The organism is Pseudomonas sp. Irchel s3b6 (assembly GCF_900187415.1).
Taxonomy (GTDB): Bacteria; Pseudomonadota; Gammaproteobacteria; order Pseudomonadales; family Pseudomonadaceae; genus Aquipseudomonas.
The window spans coordinates 44,402-62,111 of sequence record NZ_FYDM01000021.1 but is presented as its reverse complement, the minus strand read 5'-3'; the positions used below and the strand labels follow the sequence as shown (position 1 = coordinate 62,111).

General features: G+C 58.1%; 13 protein-coding genes and 1 tRNA gene. 4 read left to right on the top strand and 10 right to left on the bottom strand.

The window, feature by feature from the left end:
• Positions 1 to 38: 38 nt before the first annotated feature.
• Entirely contained in the window at positions 39 to 821 is a 783-nt protein-coding gene (locus CKW07_RS23435) for a lipopolysaccharide biosynthesis protein (protein WP_256577104.1), read from the bottom strand.
• A 636-nt stretch (positions 822 to 1,457) separates the two neighbouring features.
• Between CKW07_RS23435 and CKW07_RS25820 the strand changes: the two genes are divergently transcribed.
• On the top strand, positions 1,458 to 1,583 hold the full coding sequence (locus CKW07_RS25820; RefSeq protein ID WP_141234475.1) for a glycosyltransferase family 1 protein: 126 nt from the start codon (positions 1,458 to 1,460) through the stop codon (positions 1,581 to 1,583).
• 608 nt (positions 1,584 to 2,191) lie between these two features.
• On the opposite strand, the gene CKW07_RS23430 is transcribed toward CKW07_RS25820, so the two are convergent.
• The 5 genes from CKW07_RS23430 to rpsU all read right to left on the bottom strand — a co-directional run bounded on the left by CKW07_RS23430 (position 2,192) and on the right by rpsU (position 10,734).
• Positions 2,192 to 2,268 (bottom strand) — tRNA-Ile (locus CKW07_RS23430).
• A 15-nt stretch (positions 2,269 to 2,283) separates the two neighbouring features.
• Positions 2,284 to 6,027 (bottom strand): bifunctional diguanylate cyclase/phosphodiesterase, encoded by a 3,744-nt coding sequence (locus tag CKW07_RS23425; protein WP_095147261.1) that lies wholly within the window; start codon positions 6,025 to 6,027, stop codon positions 2,284 to 2,286.
• Between the two features lie 123 nt (positions 6,028 to 6,150).
• The gene (rpoD, locus tag CKW07_RS23420) at positions 6,151 to 7,998 is read right to left on the bottom strand and encodes an RNA polymerase sigma factor RpoD (RefSeq protein WP_095147260.1); all 1,848 of its coding nucleotides are present in this window, start codon (positions 7,996 to 7,998) and stop codon (positions 6,151 to 6,153) included.
• Positions 7,999 to 8,065: 67 nt separating this feature from the next.
• Positions 8,066 to 10,033, bottom strand: coding sequence for a DNA primase (gene dnaG / locus CKW07_RS23415; protein WP_095147259.1), 1,968 nt, complete (start codon positions 10,031 to 10,033; stop codon positions 8,066 to 8,068).
• A gap of 485 nt (positions 10,034 to 10,518) precedes the next feature.
• On the bottom strand, positions 10,519 to 10,734 hold the full coding sequence (gene rpsU / locus CKW07_RS23410) for a 30S ribosomal protein S21 (RefSeq protein WP_002551877.1): 216 nt from the start codon (positions 10,732 to 10,734) through the stop codon (positions 10,519 to 10,521).
• 199 nt (positions 10,735 to 10,933) lie between these two features.
• Here rpsU and tsaD point away from each other — a divergent pair, with 199 nt between their 5' ends.
• Positions 10,934 to 11,959 carry a tRNA (adenosine(37)-N6)-threonylcarbamoyltransferase complex transferase subunit TsaD gene (tsaD, locus tag CKW07_RS23405; protein ID WP_095147258.1) on the top strand — a complete coding sequence of 342 codons (1,026 nt, stop codon included), beginning with the start codon at positions 10,934 to 10,936 and terminating at the stop codon, positions 11,957 to 11,959.
• 37 nt (positions 11,960 to 11,996) lie between these two features.
• On the opposite strand, the gene plsY is transcribed toward tsaD, so the two are convergent.
• Positions 11,997 to 12,566 (bottom strand): glycerol-3-phosphate 1-O-acyltransferase PlsY, encoded by a 570-nt coding sequence (gene plsY / locus CKW07_RS23400; RefSeq protein WP_095147257.1) that lies wholly within the window; start codon positions 12,564 to 12,566, stop codon positions 11,997 to 11,999.
• A gap of 74 nt (positions 12,567 to 12,640) precedes the next feature.
• Here plsY and folB point away from each other — a divergent pair, with 74 nt between their 5' ends.
• Together folB and folK are read left to right on the top strand one after the other, a co-directional pair.
• Positions 12,641 to 12,994 (top strand): dihydroneopterin aldolase, encoded by a 354-nt coding sequence (gene folB, locus CKW07_RS23395; RefSeq protein ID WP_095147256.1) that lies wholly within the window; start codon positions 12,641 to 12,643, stop codon positions 12,992 to 12,994.
• Complete coding sequence (folK, locus tag CKW07_RS23390; RefSeq protein ID WP_095147255.1) at positions 12,985 to 13,503, top strand: 2-amino-4-hydroxy-6-hydroxymethyldihydropteridine diphosphokinase; 519 nt, start codon at positions 12,985 to 12,987, stop codon at positions 13,501 to 13,503. The genes folB and folK overlap by 10 nt, the downstream gene beginning before the upstream one ends.
• 76 nt (positions 13,504 to 13,579) lie before the next feature.
• On the opposite strand, the gene CKW07_RS23385 is transcribed toward folK, so the two are convergent.
• The 3 genes from CKW07_RS23385 to CKW07_RS23375 form a co-directional block, all read right to left on the bottom strand.
• Positions 13,580 to 14,809: a multifunctional CCA addition/repair protein gene (locus CKW07_RS23385; RefSeq protein ID WP_095147254.1), complete on the bottom strand. Its 1,230-nt coding sequence runs from the start codon at positions 14,807 to 14,809 to the stop codon at positions 13,580 to 13,582.
• Between the two features lie 63 nt (positions 14,810 to 14,872).
• Positions 14,873 to 16,435 (bottom strand): SpoVR family protein, encoded by a 1,563-nt coding sequence (locus CKW07_RS23380; RefSeq protein WP_095147253.1) that lies wholly within the window; start codon positions 16,433 to 16,435, stop codon positions 14,873 to 14,875.
• Complete coding sequence (locus tag CKW07_RS23375; protein WP_095147252.1) at positions 16,432 to 17,703, bottom strand: YeaH/YhbH family protein; 1,272 nt, start codon at positions 17,701 to 17,703, stop codon at positions 16,432 to 16,434. Before CKW07_RS23375 ends, CKW07_RS23380 begins: the two co-directional genes overlap by 4 nt.
• Between the last annotated feature and the right edge of the window lie 7 nt (positions 17,704 to 17,710).

Here is a 17,710-nt window from a genome sequence, read left to right as displayed (position 1 = left end):
GGGGTTTGCCCAAGGGGCTGGCTTGCTCGGGTCTAACCTCAGATGCTCTCTGTGGCTAATATGTCGCTCAACTCCGACAAACTGATTTTAGGGAATACGCTGGCTGGGATTTTAGAAGAGGCAGACAGGTTGTAGACTTTGAAGCTTTCATTGACGACATGTTCCGACATCAGGCGCAGTGAAGGCAGTATTCGGCGCTGTAAAGCAGCGTCCAGGTTGCAGGGCGAGACAGCCTGTTCATTTTTTTCATAGAAGCGGCCGGCGCTGGGGTTTAAATCAATCCCGACCAAAAACACTTTGCTAAAACCTAAGTGATAAGCAAGTTGCATTGCAATGTATGCAACGGTTCGTGCGTCAAAGTAACCCGTGTTCAAGTCTTTGCTGAATCCAATTGAGCGTTGGCTTCCGAATTGGAATCTACTATTTCGAATGTGAGATTGTTCCGGGTTTAAAAGAGAGCGAAGCAACGAGGAGGTCGGTGCTTTTGAAAGTCTGAATACGTTCTTTCGAAGTATGTTGGCGCGAGATAATGAGCCCGCCAATACAATATTTTCGCTATGCTCCAATGCCTGCGCGTATAGCAAAGGTTGCTCTACTGGAAAACTGACGTCAGAACAGATATAGAAAGAGGGCTGCAGTCCTTTTTCTACAAACAGTGAGACTGCACCATTCATTGTGATGGTGGGGTATTCCGAAAAACGTTCAATCGGAAAGTCACGTGCCGAACTTCCGGAGGCTACAATAAAAACGGGTCCTTTTCTTGAGCCCTTCGCTAGGTCAAACGTCATTGGCTTTTTCACCTTGTCCGCAGATTTTTGCATCTCTCAACTCAGGTGTGATTTTCAATCGCAGGCACTTGTCATTCGTGATGACGCTTCAGAAACATTTTATCATACTCCATTTGAAAGCGGCGTGCGCTACCGTGGTTCGGCCAAGCACACCCTGCCGCCGGGAAAATCTTCCTGCCGTCTAACCTGTGGTTGGCACGTCGAGGGTGACTGACGAATGCGGGCGAGGCGGGTCTGGTGCCAGCGAGGAATTCGTTGAAGTCAAGCGGCTAGCCTCCATGAAACTTGGATTTATTACAGTTTTACGTGGTGCTGGAGCTTGCTGTGTTTCTGTTATGAAATGTTGTAACCAGTAAGAATATAAACCCTGTTCGTTGGTTTTGTGAGGCGGGTTAGAAATGTGGTATCTATAGCGTCGCCCGAATGAAAGGCTCATTGTGAAAATTGGGTTTTAAGTGTTTCGCTGTGATTATATTAATTTCTGGCTGTTTTTAGTGGTGGTGTGTAGGTGCTGATGAGGGGATGTTGGAGTCGCCAGTAATGAGGTGGGTTGATTGCAGGTGGAACGGCAAGATTAGAGAGTCTGTCTGTTGTCGGTGAGTTGAGTTTTAAGTTATGTTTTAGTCAGGTTGAACTGTCAGGTTTGAATTTTTCAGCATGGCACATTGAATGGGGCTGCAAGAAGGCGCAACTCCGATCATTCAAGTGATGACTGTTTTGCTTTTTCCGGATGTGGCATCGCTTTTTGAAGGGTTTTTGGTGCATGAGAAAGCTTGTGGCGTGTTTGAAGGCTAGTAAGTTGTATCGATTTCTAGTTGATGAGGATGAGTATCAGCCAACTCGTGAGGAATTGCGTGAGCTTCGTTACGGAAAAGCGGATAAAGGAAGTAACGATATGTTGTCACGTGATCTTGAGAAAAACAAAGGCATGGAAGAGTGATTGTTAAGCCAGAGATGGGGCTCACGGGTAACTAAATCGAGAATGTCCATGGTGTGGTTGGTCGCATGGCAACGTCCATCAGTGTGCAGGGCGCATCACCTGTATTTTGGCCTGCGGATGATGGCAATCACGAGCAGTCGCCCTTGATTTTTGTGCGCTCCGACTGTTTCGCCAGCGGCTCGATCTTATTGGCATGGGAACGTCAACGCGCTGATGTTCAGAAAGCCGGGAGCTGAAGTGGGCACGGGCAGCGGGTTGCATGACGACCGTCGGCCGTACCCATGCAGCTACGGCCTGGCGCCAGTTCATGCTGAGCAAAGACTTAACGTCGTGTCCGGGATGGGTTGGCTGCTACAGGATGCTTCGCATAACGAGTGCGCCCCTGGCTGGAGGGGCCATGCATTTCAACGCAGAAAATTTGAGCCGGAAACACGAAAGCCGCGCAATGCGCGGCTTTCGGATTTGGTGGGCCCACACGGACTTGAACCGTGGACCAAAGGATTATGAGTCCTCTGCTCTAACCAACTGAGCTATAGGCCCTCAGTAGGTCGCGGATTATAGCGACGGTTTCTCGGCTGTGCTATCCGAAAAATCTGAAACTGCGATACGAAGAAAGGTTGCGGCGAATTCGTCGGCTGGCAGCGGCAGGCTGACGATATAGCCCTGGATCTGCTCGCAACCTTCGGCCGTCAGGAATTGCTGCTGTGCCTGGGTTTCGACGCCTTCGGCAATGATGGTCAGTTGCATGCTGCGGCCAAGGGCGATGATTGCCCGGACAATGGCGACGTCATGGGGGTCGTCCGGCAGGCCTCGGACAAAGGATTGGTCGATTTTCAGGAAGTCCAGAGGCAGGCGTTTGAGGTAGCTCAGAGAGGAATAGCCCGTGCCGAAGTCATCGATCGCCAGTTGCACACCCAGGTGCTTGAGCTGGTGCAGGACTTCCAGAGCCTCTTCGGCCTGGCTCATGATGAAGCTTTCAGTAATTTCCAACTGCAGCAAACCGGGTTTCAGGTGGTTGTCCTTGAGCAGTTGTTCGATGCGGCCCAGCAGGTTGGGCTGGCGCAATTGTGCCCCGGCGAGATTGACCGACAGCGAGCCGAGGCTTTCATAGCACGCGTTCCATTCCTGCAGTTGCCGGCAGGCCTGCTCGAGTACCCAGTCACCGATCTGCATGATCATGCCGTTTTCTTCGGCCAGCGGGATGAAGTGCTCGGGGGGCACGTCACCGAAGTTGGGGTGATGCCAGCGAATCAGTGCCTCGGCCCCCACCAGGCGTGTTTGGTTGAGGCTGATTTTGGGTTGATAGTACAGGGTCAGTTCATTGCGTTCGATGGCGCGACGCAGTTCATGTTCCAGCGCGACTCGCTCGCTGGCCTGCGCGGTGAGATCGCGGGTATAGCTTTCGACCCGGTTACGGCCTTTGGCCTTGGAGCGGTACATCGCGGCATCGGCGTTCTTGACCAGGGTGGCCACGTCGCTGCCGTCCCTGGGGTAGAGGCTGGTGCCGATGCTGGCACTGATGAAGAATTCGTGCTCACCCGCCTGGAACGGTGCGGCGAAGCAGTTCAACAGCTTGTTGGCGATATGGTCGGCGTCACTGGCTTGCTGCAGTCCGGGCAGCAGGATGATGAATTCGTCACCGCCCAGGCGCGCCACGGTATCGATGTCCCGCAGTTGCTCCTTGAGGCGCACGGCGATGCCTTTGAGCAGCAGGTCGCCGACGGGGTGGCCAAGGCTGTCGTTGATGTGTTTGAAACGGTCCAGGTCCAGGAATAGCACGGCACCCTGGCCGCCCCGTTCTTGCTGGCCGTTGAGGGCCGTGAGCAGCCGGCTCTCGAACAGCGTACGGTTCGGCAGGCCGGTGAGCGGGTCGTGGTGGGCCTGGTAGTCGAGTTTCGCCTGGGCGTGCTTGAGGCTCGATATGTCGGCAAATACCGCCACAAAGTGGGTGATGAAGCGGTCCTTGTTGCGCACGGCGCTGATGGTCAGCCAGCTGGGATACAGCTCGCCATTCTTGCGCCGGTTGGAAATCTCGCCTTGCCAATGCCCTTCGGCGGTCAGTTGGTGCCACATGGCCGCGTAGAAGGCGCTGTCGTGCAGGCCAGAGGCGAGTAGTCGGGGCGTATGGCCGAGGGCCTCGGTCTCGCTGTAGCCGGTGATCTCGGTAAAGGCACGGTTGACGGCGCTGATGTGCTGTTGGGTGTCAGTGATCAGAACACCTTCAGCCGTGCTCTCGAATACCGTGGCGGCCTGTTGCAGCTTTTCCTGCATCAGGTGTCGCTCGGTGATGTCGCGAGCGATGGTCAGCATGCATTCCTCGTTTCCGATCGGCAGCGGCCGGCTCGACATCTCACAGAGGCGGATCTGCCCATCGTTGCGCCGGATATGGCAGCTGAAGTCGCGGACAAAACCATCGCGCTTGAGCTGGTCGAGCATTTTCCTGCGTTCGTTCAGGTTGACCCAGATCCCGAGATCGAGGGTCGAGCGATCCAGTGACATTGCGCTGTTGAAGCCGGTAATGCGGCTGAATCCTTCGTTGACCTCAATCAGCAGTCCGTCGCTGACCCGCGACAGCAGCAGGCCGTCAGGGGAGGCATGGAAGGCTTTGGCGAACTTCTCTTCAGAGGTCTGCAGTTGCTGTTGGGTTTCCTTGAGCTGGCTGATGTCGCGTACCACCACGACCAGCGCCGGCGTGGTATCGAGTTCAAAGGGCTCGGCGGAGATCAGGCCGGTGAACACTTGGCCATTGCTGCGGCGAAAAGGCATTTCCAGGTTGCGAATGCTGCCCGCCTGCAAGCGTTTCAACAGCCCGGGTCCCACGCCGGCGATGCCCCATATGTTCAATTCGGTGGCGGTTCGGCCGATGACTTCGTCGGCGCTGAGACCGATCTGCTCCTCGAACGCTTCGTTGACCTCCAGCAGGCAACCATCTACCAGGCGCGCGATCACCAGGATGTCCGGGCATTGCTGGAATACCGAGGCGAATTTCTGCTCGGAGAGGCGCAAGGCTTCCTCGGTGCGTTTGGCTTCGCTGATGTCGATCATCAGCCCGCGCATCACCGGCTCATGGCCGTGCTCGATCAGGCTGACGATGTCTCGCACCCAGAGGCAGCGGCCGTCTGCGGTGATCACTCGGTAGTCCAGGCTGTGATCGCGCCCGGCGAGGAGTTCGTGGTCGCAAAAATTTTGGGCACGGGTGAGGTCGGCAGGGTGGATGATGTTGCGCCAGAAGCCCGGTATCAGCCAGTGGGAGAGGGGGTAGCCGAGCAGGTCTTCGGCATGTGGCGAGACGTAGCTGTAAGTGAAATCGCTGATACGTGCTTCCCAGGCAATGGCAGAAAGACTCTCCACCAGCCCGCGGTAATGATATTCGCTGGAGCGCAGTTCCTGCTCCAGATCGACCCGGCGTGCGATTTCCGAACTCAAGCGCCGATTGATGCGAATCACCGCGGCCAGGACGATGACCAGCAGCAGTATGCCGGGCAGGCCGTATTTCAATAGATCGACCCAGAAGGTCCGGTGATCGAGGACGTTGCCTACCCAGTGTTCCTGGATGGAGCTGATTTCGCCTGGGGTCATGTCGGCCAGCACTTTATCCAGTATGCCGACCAATACGGTGTTGTTGCGAGGTACTGCCATCGCCAGTTGGTAGCGATAGGGCGTTTCACCGCTGACGTAGAGGCCTTCAAGCTTGAGTTGGCGAAGGCTCCAGACACTTGAGGCCAGATCGCCCACGACGGCATCTACCCTATCGGTGGCCAGGGCCTGCAAGGTTGAACTGACGTTGGGCATGGGCACCAGATTGAGGTCGGGGTGGTGCGTACGCAGCAGTTCATGGGGGGCGTAGTTCTCCACCACGGCGACCTTCAGTCCGTACAGGTCATCAAGGTTGCGCGGTTGCGCACTGCCCACATGGGCCAGGATGACGATGGGAAAGTCCAGATAGGGCCGCGTGAACGAGAGGTAGGTCTGGCGCTCGGGGGTCGACATGATGCCGGGCAGGAGGTCCAGCTTGCCACGTTTGACCTGGTCCAGTACTTCGGTCCAGCTGACGGGTTCGACGGGGGTGACCTTGATTGCCAGGCGATTGCGTATGACGTTGATGTAATCGGCCGCCAGCCCCTGGTAATGGCCTTGTTCATCGCGGTACTCAAAGGGTGGCCAAGAGGCATCCACTCCCAGGCGTAATTCCGGGTGAGCCGCCAGCCAGCGACGTTCTTCGTCTGTAAGAGTCAGCGCGCCAGCCGTTGCGGTCCAGGTCATCAGCGACAGTAAAAGTACGGCCGGGATTCTGGGCATAACGGTCTCGTTATGGCTCGGGGGGGATGTTTCGAGTGTAGACGGGCTGGCGGGGGGAGGTGGGGTGCGGGGAGGATAAATCTGTAGAAAGCAAAACCCCCGGCAGGGCCGGGGGTCTTGGGGTTACTCGTCGAGGAAGGAGCGCAGATGCTCGCTTCTCGTCGGGTGGCGCAGCTTGCGCAGCGCCTTGGCTTCGATCTGGCGGATCCGTTCACGGGTAACGTCGAACTGCTTACCGACTTCCTCAAGGGTGTGGTCGGTATTCATGTCGATACCAAAGCGCATGCGCAGGACCTTGGCTTCACGGGCTGTGAGGCCGGACAGCACTTCGCGAGTCGCTTCTTTAAGGCTCTCAACGGTTGCAACATCGATTGGCGACTGCATGGTCGAGTCTTCGATGAAGTCACCCAGATGGGAGTCTTCGTCATCACCGATCGGGGTTTCCATGGAGATCGGCTCTTTAGCGATCTTCAATACCTTGCGGATCTTGTCCTCAGGCATTTCCATGCGTTCGCCCAGCTCTTCCGGGGTCGGTTCGCGACCCATTTCCTGCAGCATCTGCCGGGAAATACGGTTGAGCTTGTTGATCGTCTCGATCATGTGCACCGGAATACGGATGGTGCGGGCCTGGTCGGCGATCGAGCGAGTGATCGCCTGACGGATCCACCAGGTGGCATAAGTCGAGAATTTGTAGCCGCGACGGTATTCGAACTTGTCTACCGCTTTCATCAAGCCGATGTTGCCTTCCTGGATCAGGTCGAGGAATTGCAGGCCACGGTTGGTGTACTTCTTGGCGATGGAGATCACCAGACGCAAGTTCGCTTCGACCATCTCTTTTTTCGCGCGGCGGGCCTTGGCCTCACCGATCGACATGCGACGGTTGATGTCCTTGATCTCGGCAATCTTCAAGCCGGTTTCGGCTTCAAGTGCGGTCAGCTTCTGCTGGCAACGAACTATGTCGGCCTGCAGGCGGCCAATGGCTTCAGCGTATTTGCTTTTGCCTTTGGCCAGGGCTTCGGTCCAGCTTTCGTCAACTTCGTTGCCCGGGAACTGGCGCAGGAAGTCGGCACGCGGCATGCGTGCATCACGAACGCAGAGCTGCATGATCGCGCGCTCTTGCTGACGCAGGCGATCCAGGGCGCTGCGAACACGCTCAACCAGGCCTTCGAATTGCTTCGGAACCAGTTTGATCGGCATGAACAGCTCGGCCAGCGCCAACATCTCGGCAATGGCTTGCTTGTTTTCACGACCGTGCTTTTTCAGCGCCTTGCGGGTGATTTCCATCTGGTCGGCCACAGCGCCAAAACGCTGGGCTGCGATGACCGGATCTGGACCGCTTTCGGCTTCTTCTTCGTCGTCACTGGCTTCAGCATCGTCGTCTTCGGCGTCGTCGTCCGCTTTCGCGGCCTTGGCGTCGACAGGCGGCGGCACTTCTGCAGCAGGCGGCGCAATGCCGTCGTCCGGGTCGATATAACCGCTCAGGACGTCGGACAGGCGACCACCTTCGGTGGTGACGCGAGTGTATTCGGAGAGAATGTGGTCAACCGTGCCAGGGAAGTGCGCAATTGCGCCCATCACTTCACGGATGCCCTCTTCAATACGTTTGGCGATTTCGATTTCGCCTTCACGTGTGAGGAGCTCTACCGTACCCATTTCACGCATGTACATGCGCACAGGGTCGGTGGTGCGACCGATGTCGGTCTCGACCGCTGCCAACGCAGCCGCTGCTTCTTCCGCAGCGGCCTCGTCGGTATCGGCGTCGGCCAGCATAAGGGCGTCCGCATCCGGAGCACTCTCGTGTACGGGAATCCCCATGTCATTAATCATGCGGATGATGTCTTCCACCTGTTCCGGATCTGAAATATCCTCCGGCAGGTGGTCGTTGACCTCTGCGTAAGTCAGATACTTCTGCTCACGACCCAGTTTGATCAACTCGATGATACGAGATTGCTGTTGCGCTTTTCCGGACATAACACCCTATCCACTGAAGGTCTTGGCGGGCAAAAAACAAGCCGAGGATTATACCTGAGCTATGACCTCACGCGCCAGTTGAGGTCGGGTTTGATGCGCAAACATTGCGACTTAAAAGGTCGCGCAGTTGATTTTTCTCGTCGCTGCTCAATTCGCTTTGACGTGCTTTCCTGAGTAGCTGTTCCAGATTTCGCTCGCGTTGGCGGGCTGACAAGCTAGTTATGGTGTCGAAAAACTGTTGTTCAAGGTTATCTCCCTCAATCAGCCATTCCTTTTCTGCCAGTGCCTTGAGCAAGCGACCCTGTTCGGTTCCATGCCAGCGTGCAATCAACTGAAATGAGTTTAGCTTGGGATTCTTCTGTACGGCTTCCAGTAGTGCCACCAGCAGCTGTGTGTTGGAGTGATCCTCGGCAGCGAAGTGCCCGGCGTCCTCGACTTTTTCAGCTAGCTGCGGGTAATGCAACAGCGTTCGCAAGGCTGCCAGTGTAGGTGGCTCTACGGCTGCCGGCACTCGTGGTGCCCGTGGTTGGTCGCGATCGCCGCCGCGCTTGCCGTTCTTGTCCCAGGGTTTCTTGTCCCATTTCTTGCCGCCGGCGCCGGTTTTCTTGGGCGTCCACTCTTGCTGCGGCGCATACATGTCATGCGCTTGCGGCTGGTGGTAGTCGCTGTAGTCCGGCATGGCGTCGTAATTGATGCCCGGGTCATAGGCCGGTGGCGCATCCTGCGGGGCGCTGTGTACCAGTTGGCTCACGGTTTCGCTGGTGAGGCCGGTAATTTCGGTCAGGCGTTGGCGCATCAGGGTGCGCAGGTTGGCGCCAGGTACTTTGTCGATCAGCGGTGCGGCGAGGGTGGCCATGTGGGCCTTGCCTTCGAGCGAGCGCGGGTCGGCTTCCTCGGTCAGTTGCTGGAAGAAGTAATCGGCCAGGGGCTGAGCGTGCTGATTGATGCGTGCGCGGAAGGCATCGGTGCCTTCGGAGCGGACCAGGGTGTCCGGGTCCTCGCCTTCGGGCAGAAACAGAAAGCGCGCGCGCCGGCCGTCCTGCAGGCTCGACAGCGTTGCTTCGAGTGCGCGCCATGCGGCGTTGCGGCCGGCCTGGTCGCCATCGAAGCAGAACAGCACGCTGGGCACGACGCGGAACAATCGCTTGAGGTGTTCTTCGCTGGTTGCGGTGCCCAGTGTGGCAACGGCATTGCGCAGGCCTTGCTGGGCCAGGGCGATAACGTCCATGTAGCCCTCGACGACGATGATTTCGTCGAGGTTGCGGTTGGTCTTGCGGGCTTCATACAGGCCATAGAGTTCCTGGCCTTTATGAAATACCGGAGTTTCCGGTGAATTCAGGTATTTCGGTTTGTCATCGCCCAGTACCCGGCCGCCAAAGGCGATGATGCGCCCGCGGCTGTCGCGGATCGGGAACATGACGCGATCGCGGAAGCGGTCGTAGCGCTTGCCGGTTTCGGCGTTTTCGATCAGCAGGCCGGCATCGATCATGGCCTTTTGTTGCAGCGTATCGCTGCTCAGGTGCTTGAACAGATTGTCCCAGCCCGGTGGGGCGAAGCCGAGGCCGAAATCGCGAGCGATTTCACCGGTCAGGCCGCGCCCCTTCAGGTAGTCGACAGCCGCTTTGCGCGCCGGGTGGCTTTTCAGGGCCTGGCGGTAAAAGTCGGCGGCGGCGGTCAGTAGCGGGTAGAGCGGCGAGTCGGTGGGTTGTCGCGGCTTGTGCGGACGACCGCTTTCCTCGCGAGGTATTTCCATGCCAGCGGCTTTGGCCAGTTCTTCGACGGCCTGGGGGAAATCCAGGTTGTCGTGGTCCATGATGAAGCCGAGGGCATTGCCGCCAGCGCCGCAGCCAAAGCAGTAATAGAACTGTTTGTCCGGGCTGACGCTGAAGGAGGGGGTTTTTTCCTTGTGGAACGGGCAGCAGGCGGTGTAGTTCTTGCCGGCTTTTTTCATTTGCAGGCGAGAGCTGACCACGTCGACGATGTCGGTGCGGTTCAGAAGGTCGTCAATAAAGCTCTGGGGAATTAGCCCGGCCATGGCGTTCTCGTCATCACTGCGTCTGAATGATTGGCCCACGCGAAGGGCGAACGGTGCCGGGTCATGGTTTTGAGGCGCGGCGGATGTGCGGCTCGACCAGGTATCGTCTGCGTATTCGCTGTCGGGGAGTGTATCTGCCGAAAATCCACTGAGGTTAGTACCAATCAGTATTCGACTGTTCGAAAGTGTTGCGCTGTATCCGGCGGTGCCCGGTGACAGGCCTCGGATAGCTAAAAATCAGGCACGCAAGAGGGTACCTTGGGCTGATCGTCGATAGAATCAGTAGGGTGTGCTCGTCAGTAGCCTTGGAAGGCTCGTCAGAAGAGACGTGCACTGCTGGCAAAAGAGCCAGGTCTGACGTGTGAAGCAGATTTGTCTCGGTCGCGTCTGCGGCTTCGACGGTGAAGCATCAAGCGATATCCGCAAATGCCATAAGCCCGGCTGAGGGCCGGGCTTGGCAGAAGCTTGCTACGGTCGTCTGCGTATTAGTACAGACGAACGGCGCGGCGCTGCTCGCGCTGAACTTTCTTGGCGTGACGCTTAACAGCAGCTGCTGCTTTGCGCTTACGCTCAGAAGTTGGCTTCTCGTAAAATTCGCGGCTACGAACTTCAGCCAGTACACCGGCTTTTTCGCAGGAGCGCTTGAAACGACGCAGAGCTACGTCGAAGGGTTCGTTCTCTTTAACTTTGACGGCTGGCATCCAGAGCTACCTTCATTCATTACCGGGGTCAACATCCTCGCGGCAAAAGAGCACTTGAAGACGTCGGTTTTTAAGGGTTGCGGATGTTAACCCCTCAACGCTCGGAATGCAAAGCCTCTGATCGAAAAGCGCTGGTCGGGGCATCCCGCGGCGACTATTATGCGCGCCTTCGAATTCAGCCTAAACAAGGCGCAAACCCATGCTAGTACTGGGATTAGAAACCTCCTGCGATGAAACCGGCGTCGCACTTTACGACAGTGAAAAAGGCCTGCTGGCCGATGCGCTGTTCAGTCAGATCGATCTGCATCGCGCCTATGGTGGCGTGGTGCCGGAGCTGGCATCACGGGATCACGTCAAGCGCATGCTGCCCTTGATTCGTCAGGTGTTGGCCGAAGCGGACTGCGTGCCGACCGAGATCGATGCCATTGCCTACACCGCGGGTCCCGGCCTGGTCGGCGCCTTGCTGGTGGGGGCTTCCTGCGCCCAGGCGCTGGCGTTTGCCTGGGGTATCCCGGCCTTGGGCGTGCACCACATGGAAGGGCATTTGCTGGCGCCGATGCTGGAGCCGCAACCGCCCGAGTTCCCGTTCGTCGCTTTGTTGGTGTCGGGTGGGCATACGCAGTTGGTTCGGGTCGATGGTATCGGTCAATACGAGTTGCTGGGGGAGACCCTGGATGATGCCGCCGGCGAAGCCTTCGACAAGACGGCGAAGATGATGGGGCTCAATTATCCGGGTGGTCCGGAAATCGCGCGCCTGGCCACGCAAGGCGTTGTCGGGCGTTTCGTCTTCCCGCGCCCGATGTGTGATCGGCCGGGTCTGGATTTCAGTTTCAGTGGCTTGAAAACCTTTGCCTTGAATACCTGGCAGCAGTGCGTCAGCGCCGGGGACGACAGCGAGCAAGCCCGCTGCGACATCTCGCTGGCCTTCCAGCAGGCGGTGGTGGAGACTCTGACCATCAAGTGCAAGCGCGCCCTGAAACAGGCGGGTCTCAAGCGCCTGGTGATTGCTGGAGGCGTGAGTGCCAACAAGGCCTTGCGTGCTTCCCTGGAAAAAATGCTGGGCGACATGAAGGGCGACGTTTACTACGCACGTCCGGAGTTCTGTACCGATAACGGCGCGATGATCGCATTTGCCGGTTGCCAGCGACTGCAGGCTGGCCAGCACGAAAGCCTGGCGATCAGTGTTCAGGCCCGCTGGCCAATGGAGCAGCTGTCACCGTTGTAACAAGCTGTTGAGTGTGAGCGATATTCGCCAGCGGTTGTTAGAAATGCCGTTCGCGCCCGGCAAACAGGTCGCGTAGATTGCCGCGATGGCGCCAGACAATCAGCGCCGTCAATGCGCTCATGGGCATTAACGCTGCCGGTTCTTGCCAGGCCAGTAGTGGCAGGGTCAGGGGCGTGGCGATGAGGGCGGCCAGCGAGCTGGTGCGGGTGAGGTAGAAGGTCAGGAGCCAGGCGCCAATGGCCAGGAGTGCCGCTGGCGGGTATAGCCCCAGCAGCATGCCGGCGGCCGTTGCAACACCTTTGCCGCCGCGAAAGCAGAAGTACAGCGGAAACAGGTGGCCGATGACGGCGCACACGCCAATCCAGCCCTGTTGTTGAATCGAAAGGCCTGCCAGCCCGGCAATCAGTACGGGCAGCAAGCCTTTGCAAAGATCGCCCAGCAAGGTGAGGGCGGCGAGTTTTTTGCCCGCCAGGCGTAACATGTTGGTGGCGCCGGCATTACCCGATCCACTCATTCGCGGATCGGGATTACCGGTCAGGCGGCTGAGCAAAATGGCGAAGGACAGAGAGCCAAGCAGGTAGGCGAGGATCGCCAGTAACCAAAACATGCTAACTATTCCGGGCGAGGACGCCCTGATTCTAACGGCGCATTGCGCCCTTGTCGTGCTGCGGAGAAAAGTGCTTGGACAGAGTGTTTATCGAGGGCCTGGAAGTCGACACGGTGATTGGTGCCTACGACTGGGAGCGCGGCATCCGTCAGTGCCTGCGTCTTGACCTGAGCTTTGCCTGGGACAACCGTCCGGCGGCGGCGGGTGATGACCTGACCCTGGCGCTCGACTATGCCAGTGTCACATCGCGTATCCAGGCGTTCGCCGAGCAGTCCAGCTACCAACTGGTGGAGACTTTTGCCGAGCGTTTGGCGGAAGTCTTGATGAGTGAATTCAAGATCACCTGGATGCGTTTGAAATTGACCAAGCCAGGCGCCGTCCCGGCTGCAACAGGCGTGGGCGTGGAGATCGAGCGCGGATGTCGCTAACTCAGGTATTTCTCGGGCTCGGCAGCAATGTCGAGCGCGAAGCTCATCTGCGGGCTGGGTTGGAAGCGCTGTCGGGCTTCCTGGTGGATATCCGCTGCTCGGCGGTGTTCGAAAGCCAGCCGGTCGGGATCAAGAGCGGACCGTTCTTCAATTTCGTGGTGTCTGCGTTTACCGATCTACCCTTGATGGAGCTGGATCGGCGATTGAAGTTCATCGAGGCCGACAATGGTCGGTACGCCCCGGATCGCAAGGGTTTGCCGCTGGATATCGACGTGCTGCTGTACGGCGATCTAGTGGGTAATTTCGATGGGTTGGTCCTGCCGCGAGCGGAAATCCTGAAAAATGCCTTTGTGTTATGGCCGCTGTCACTGATTGCGCCGGACAGGGTGCATCCGGGTGTTGGCAAAAGCTTCGCGACCTTGTGGGGCGAAGCGCAGATTGACCAGGTGTTGGCGCCGGTGGCGTTTGCGTGGCGCGGTGAGCAGTTGACGCCTTCGATCCTGCTGTGACGTTCATGGCGCCTTCGCGGGCAATCGGAGCACCGCTCCCATAGGTGCGGTGTCATTCTGGTGGGAAAGGGTTGGCTCAGGTCGACGCGGTTTCCTTGTAAGCCTTCAGTGCCTTGAGCCGCTCGCGCTTGATGGCCTCGCCCAGTTCCGGGCCCTTGAATCCCTGCTCCAGCAAGGGTTGAACCGCCACGCCGCGTGCGGCCGTGGCTGCGCCTCGCAAGTAATCGGCTTGTGGATAACTTCTCTGCTCAAGACCTTTTCGGCCTCGTGCATCCATTTCGCAGGCAGCGATGAATTCCTCGAATCGCTGCGGCCGTCGATACACGTCAAAGCTTTGCAGCAACTCCAGCAACGTCGAGGCTTTCAGCTCCAAGGCGCGATGGCAGTGGGTGTGGTATTCCCCCACCAGCAGCGCCAGTTCCTGGCAGTCGCGCGGTGCCTTGAAGCGTTCGTTGACGGCCTTGATCAGTTTCAGTCCCTTGTGTTCATGGGCGATGTGCCTGGGCCATTCGCTCTCGGGTGTCAGGCCTTTGCCAAGGTCGTGCAGCAAACAAGCCCAGCGCACGGTCAGTGGCTGTTTATGTGCGCCAGCCTGTTCCAGAACGCTCAGTGTATGGAGGCCGCTGTCGATTTCCGGGTGGTGGGCTTCAGGCTGCGGCACGCCGAACAGCGCATCAACCTCGGGCATCAGCACCTTCAGTGCGTCGCAGTCCCTGAGTACCTGGATGAAAACCTGAGGCTGGTTTTCCATCAGGGCGCGGGATATTTCTTTCCAGCTGCGTTCGGCAGTCAGTGCCTCAAGTTCGCCTGACTCACTGAGTTGGCGCATCAGTTCGAGGGTTTCGGGCGCGACCGTGAAACCGAGCCCGGCGTAACGGGCGGCGAAACGGGCAACGCGCAGGACTCGCAAGGGATCTTCGGCGAATGCGGGGGAAACATGGCGAAGTATGCGTGCCTCAAGATCGCGCTGGCCATGATAGGGGTCGGTCAGTTGGCCCTGATCGTCTTCGGCCATGGCATTGATCGTCAGGTCACGGCGAATCAGGTCTTCTTCCAGGGTGATTTCAGGGCTGGCGTGAAAGGTGAAGCCGCCGTAACCGCGCCCGCTTTTGCGTTCGGTGCGGGCGAGGGCGTATTCCTCGCCACTTTCAGGGTGCAGGAAGACCGGGAAATCGGCTCCGACCGGGCGATAGCCCTTGGCGAGCATCTCTTCGCTGCTGGCACCGACCACAACCCAGTCAATGTCGGTGACAGGCTTGCCGAGCAGGCGATCCCTGACCGCGCCGCCGACTTTATAAATCTGCATAAAAAACCTCCGTTAGCTCGACAGGATAACCCTTGTGTCGAACTTTCGGAGGTTCTGGAAGGTTCAAAGGTGAATGACGGCCAGGTCGAGCCGACCGTAGTCGCCCTCGCTGTGCTCGGCCCTGGGGGGCACGTGGTGGGTCTTCATCACTTGGTCACCCTGCAGGGTCTCCAGGTGGATATCGAAGCCCCAGAGGCGGTGCAGGTGCTTTAGAACCTCGTCTGTGGAGTCTCCCAGTGGTTTGCGGTCGTGTTGTTGATGGCGCAGGGTCAGCGAACGATCGCCACGGCGGTCGATGCTGTAGATCTGTATGTTGGGTTCGCGGTTGCCCAGGTTGTATTGGGCTGCCAGGGTTTCACGAATGGTGCGGTAGCCTTCCTCGTCATGGATGGCGGGAACCAGAAGGTCGTCCTTTTGATCGTCATCGAGAATGCTGAACAGTTTGAGGTCGCGGATCACCTTCGGTGACAGGTACTGCAGGATGAAACTCTCATCCTTGAAGCTGCTCATGGCGAACTTGATGGCTGACAGCCAGTCGGTCCCGGCGATTTCCGGGAACCAGCGGTAGTCTTCTTCCGTCGGCTCCTCGCACATGCGGCGGATGTCGCGGTACATGGAGAAGCCCAGGGTGTAGGGGTTGATCCCGCTGTAATACGGGCTGTCGAATCCGGGCTGGAAGACCACGCTGGTGTGCGAGGCCAGGAACTCCATCATGAAGCCGTCGGTTACCAGGCCTTCGTCGTACAGGTCGTTCATCAGGGTGTAGTGCCAGAACGTTGCCCAGCCCTCGTTCATGACCTGGGTCTGGCGCTGTGGATAAAAGTACTGCGCGATCTTGCGCACGATCCGCACGATTTCCCGCTGCCACGGTTCCAGTAGCGGGGCGTGTTTTTCGATGAAGTAGAGGATGTTCTCCTGCGGTTCGGCCGGAAAGCGTGCGTTGTCTTTCTCGCTGTACTTGCCGGCGCCTTTGGGGATGGTGCGCCACAGGTCGTTGATCTGCTTTTGCAGGTGTTCTTCACGGTCCTTTTGCCGGCGTCGCTCTTCTTCGGCGGAGATCGGGTAAGGGCGTTTGTAGCGGTCGACGCCGTAGTTCATCAGGGCGTGGCAGGAGTCCAGCAGGTCCTCCACAGCGTCGATGCCGTGGCGCTCCTCGCATTGCATGATGTACTGCTTGGCGAAGACCAGGTAATCGATGATCGAACTGGCATCGGTCCAGGTGCGGAACAGGTAGTTGCCTTTGAAAAAGCTGTTATGGCCATAGCAGGCATGGGCCACCACCAGTGCTTGCATGCAGATGGTGTTTTCTTCCATCAGGTAGGCAATGCACGGGTCGGAGTTGATCACGATTTCGTAGGCCAGTCCCATCTGGCCACGGCTGTAGGACTTTTCCGTGCTAAGGAAGTGTTTGCCATAGGACCAGTGGTGATAACCCAGTGGCATGCCCACGGACGCATAGGCATCCATCATCTGTTCGGCGGTAATCACTTCGATCTGGTTGGGGTAGGTGTCCAGCGCATAGCGGGCCGCTAGACGGCTGATTTCGCGGTCGTAGGCCTGGATCAGCTCGAACGTCCATTCCGAGCCTGTGGAAATGGGTTGGCGTTTCTGCTCTTTGGCGGTCATGTCACTAACCTGCGCTGGAAGAGTTCACGGAAGACCGGGTAGATATCTCCGGCCGAAACCAGCTGCTGCTGGGCAAAGGTGTCGGAATAGGCTTCGGCGATACGCTCGTACTCGTACCACAGGGCCTGGTGTTCGCGCGGAGTAATCTCTACATAAGTGTAATACTGCACGAAAGGCATGATCTGGTTGATCAGGATGTCACGGCAGATTGGCGAGTCATCGTTCCAGTTGTCGCCATCGGAGGCCTGGGCGGCATAAATGTTCCAGTCGTTGCTCGGATAGCGCTCGGCCATGATCTCCTGCATCAGTTTCAGGGCACTGGAGACAATGGTGCCGCCGGTTTCCCGAGAGTAGAAGAACTCTTCTTCGTCGACTTCCCGAGCGCTGGTGTGGTGGCGGATGAAGACGACGTCGATCTTTTCGTAGTTCCGTTTCAGGAACAGGTACAACAGGATGAAGAACCGTTTGGCGATGTCCTTGGTCGCCTGGGTCATGGAGCCGGAGACGTCCATCAGGCAGAACATGACCGCCTTGGAGCTGGGGTTGGGTTGCTTGATCAGCAGGTTGTACTTGAGGTCGAAGGTGTCGAGAAACGGCACACGATTAATGCGCGCGCTCAGGCGTTCGATTTCAGCCTCGATTTTCTGGATATCGCCGAAGTTGTCCGGTTCTTCCTGTTTGAGGCGTGCCAGTTCGTCCTTGGCTTCGCGCAGTTTTGCCCGGCTGCTGCCCGAGAGGGCAATACGCCGGGCATGGGCCGAGCGCAGGGTGCGGATGATGTTGATCCGTGACGGGTTGCCTTCGTTGCTGATACCGGCGCGCACGGTCTTGAAGGTATCGGTGCCGCTGAGGTTGCGTTTGACCAGGTTGGGCAGCTCCAGGTCCTCGAACATGAATTCGAGGAACTCTTCCTGGGTGATCTGGAACACGAACTCGTCCATGCCTTCGCCGGAATTGCCGGCCTTGCCCGGACCACGGCCACCCCCACCTCCCGGTGGGCGGGCAATGTGCTCGCCGGTCGTGAACTCCTTGTTTCCGGGGTGCACGATGGTCTGTTTACCGCCACGACCATGGTGAAGCACCGGCTCGTCGATATCGCGTCCGGGAATGCTGATTTGTTCGCCGTGCTCCATGTCCGTAATGGAGCGCCGGCTCACGGCCTCCTCGACGGCCTTTTTGATGTGGTCACGGTAACGCCGCAGAAACCGCTGGCGGTTTACCGTGCTCTTGTTCTTGCCATTGAGGCGTCGGTCGATCACATAACTCATAGGGGCC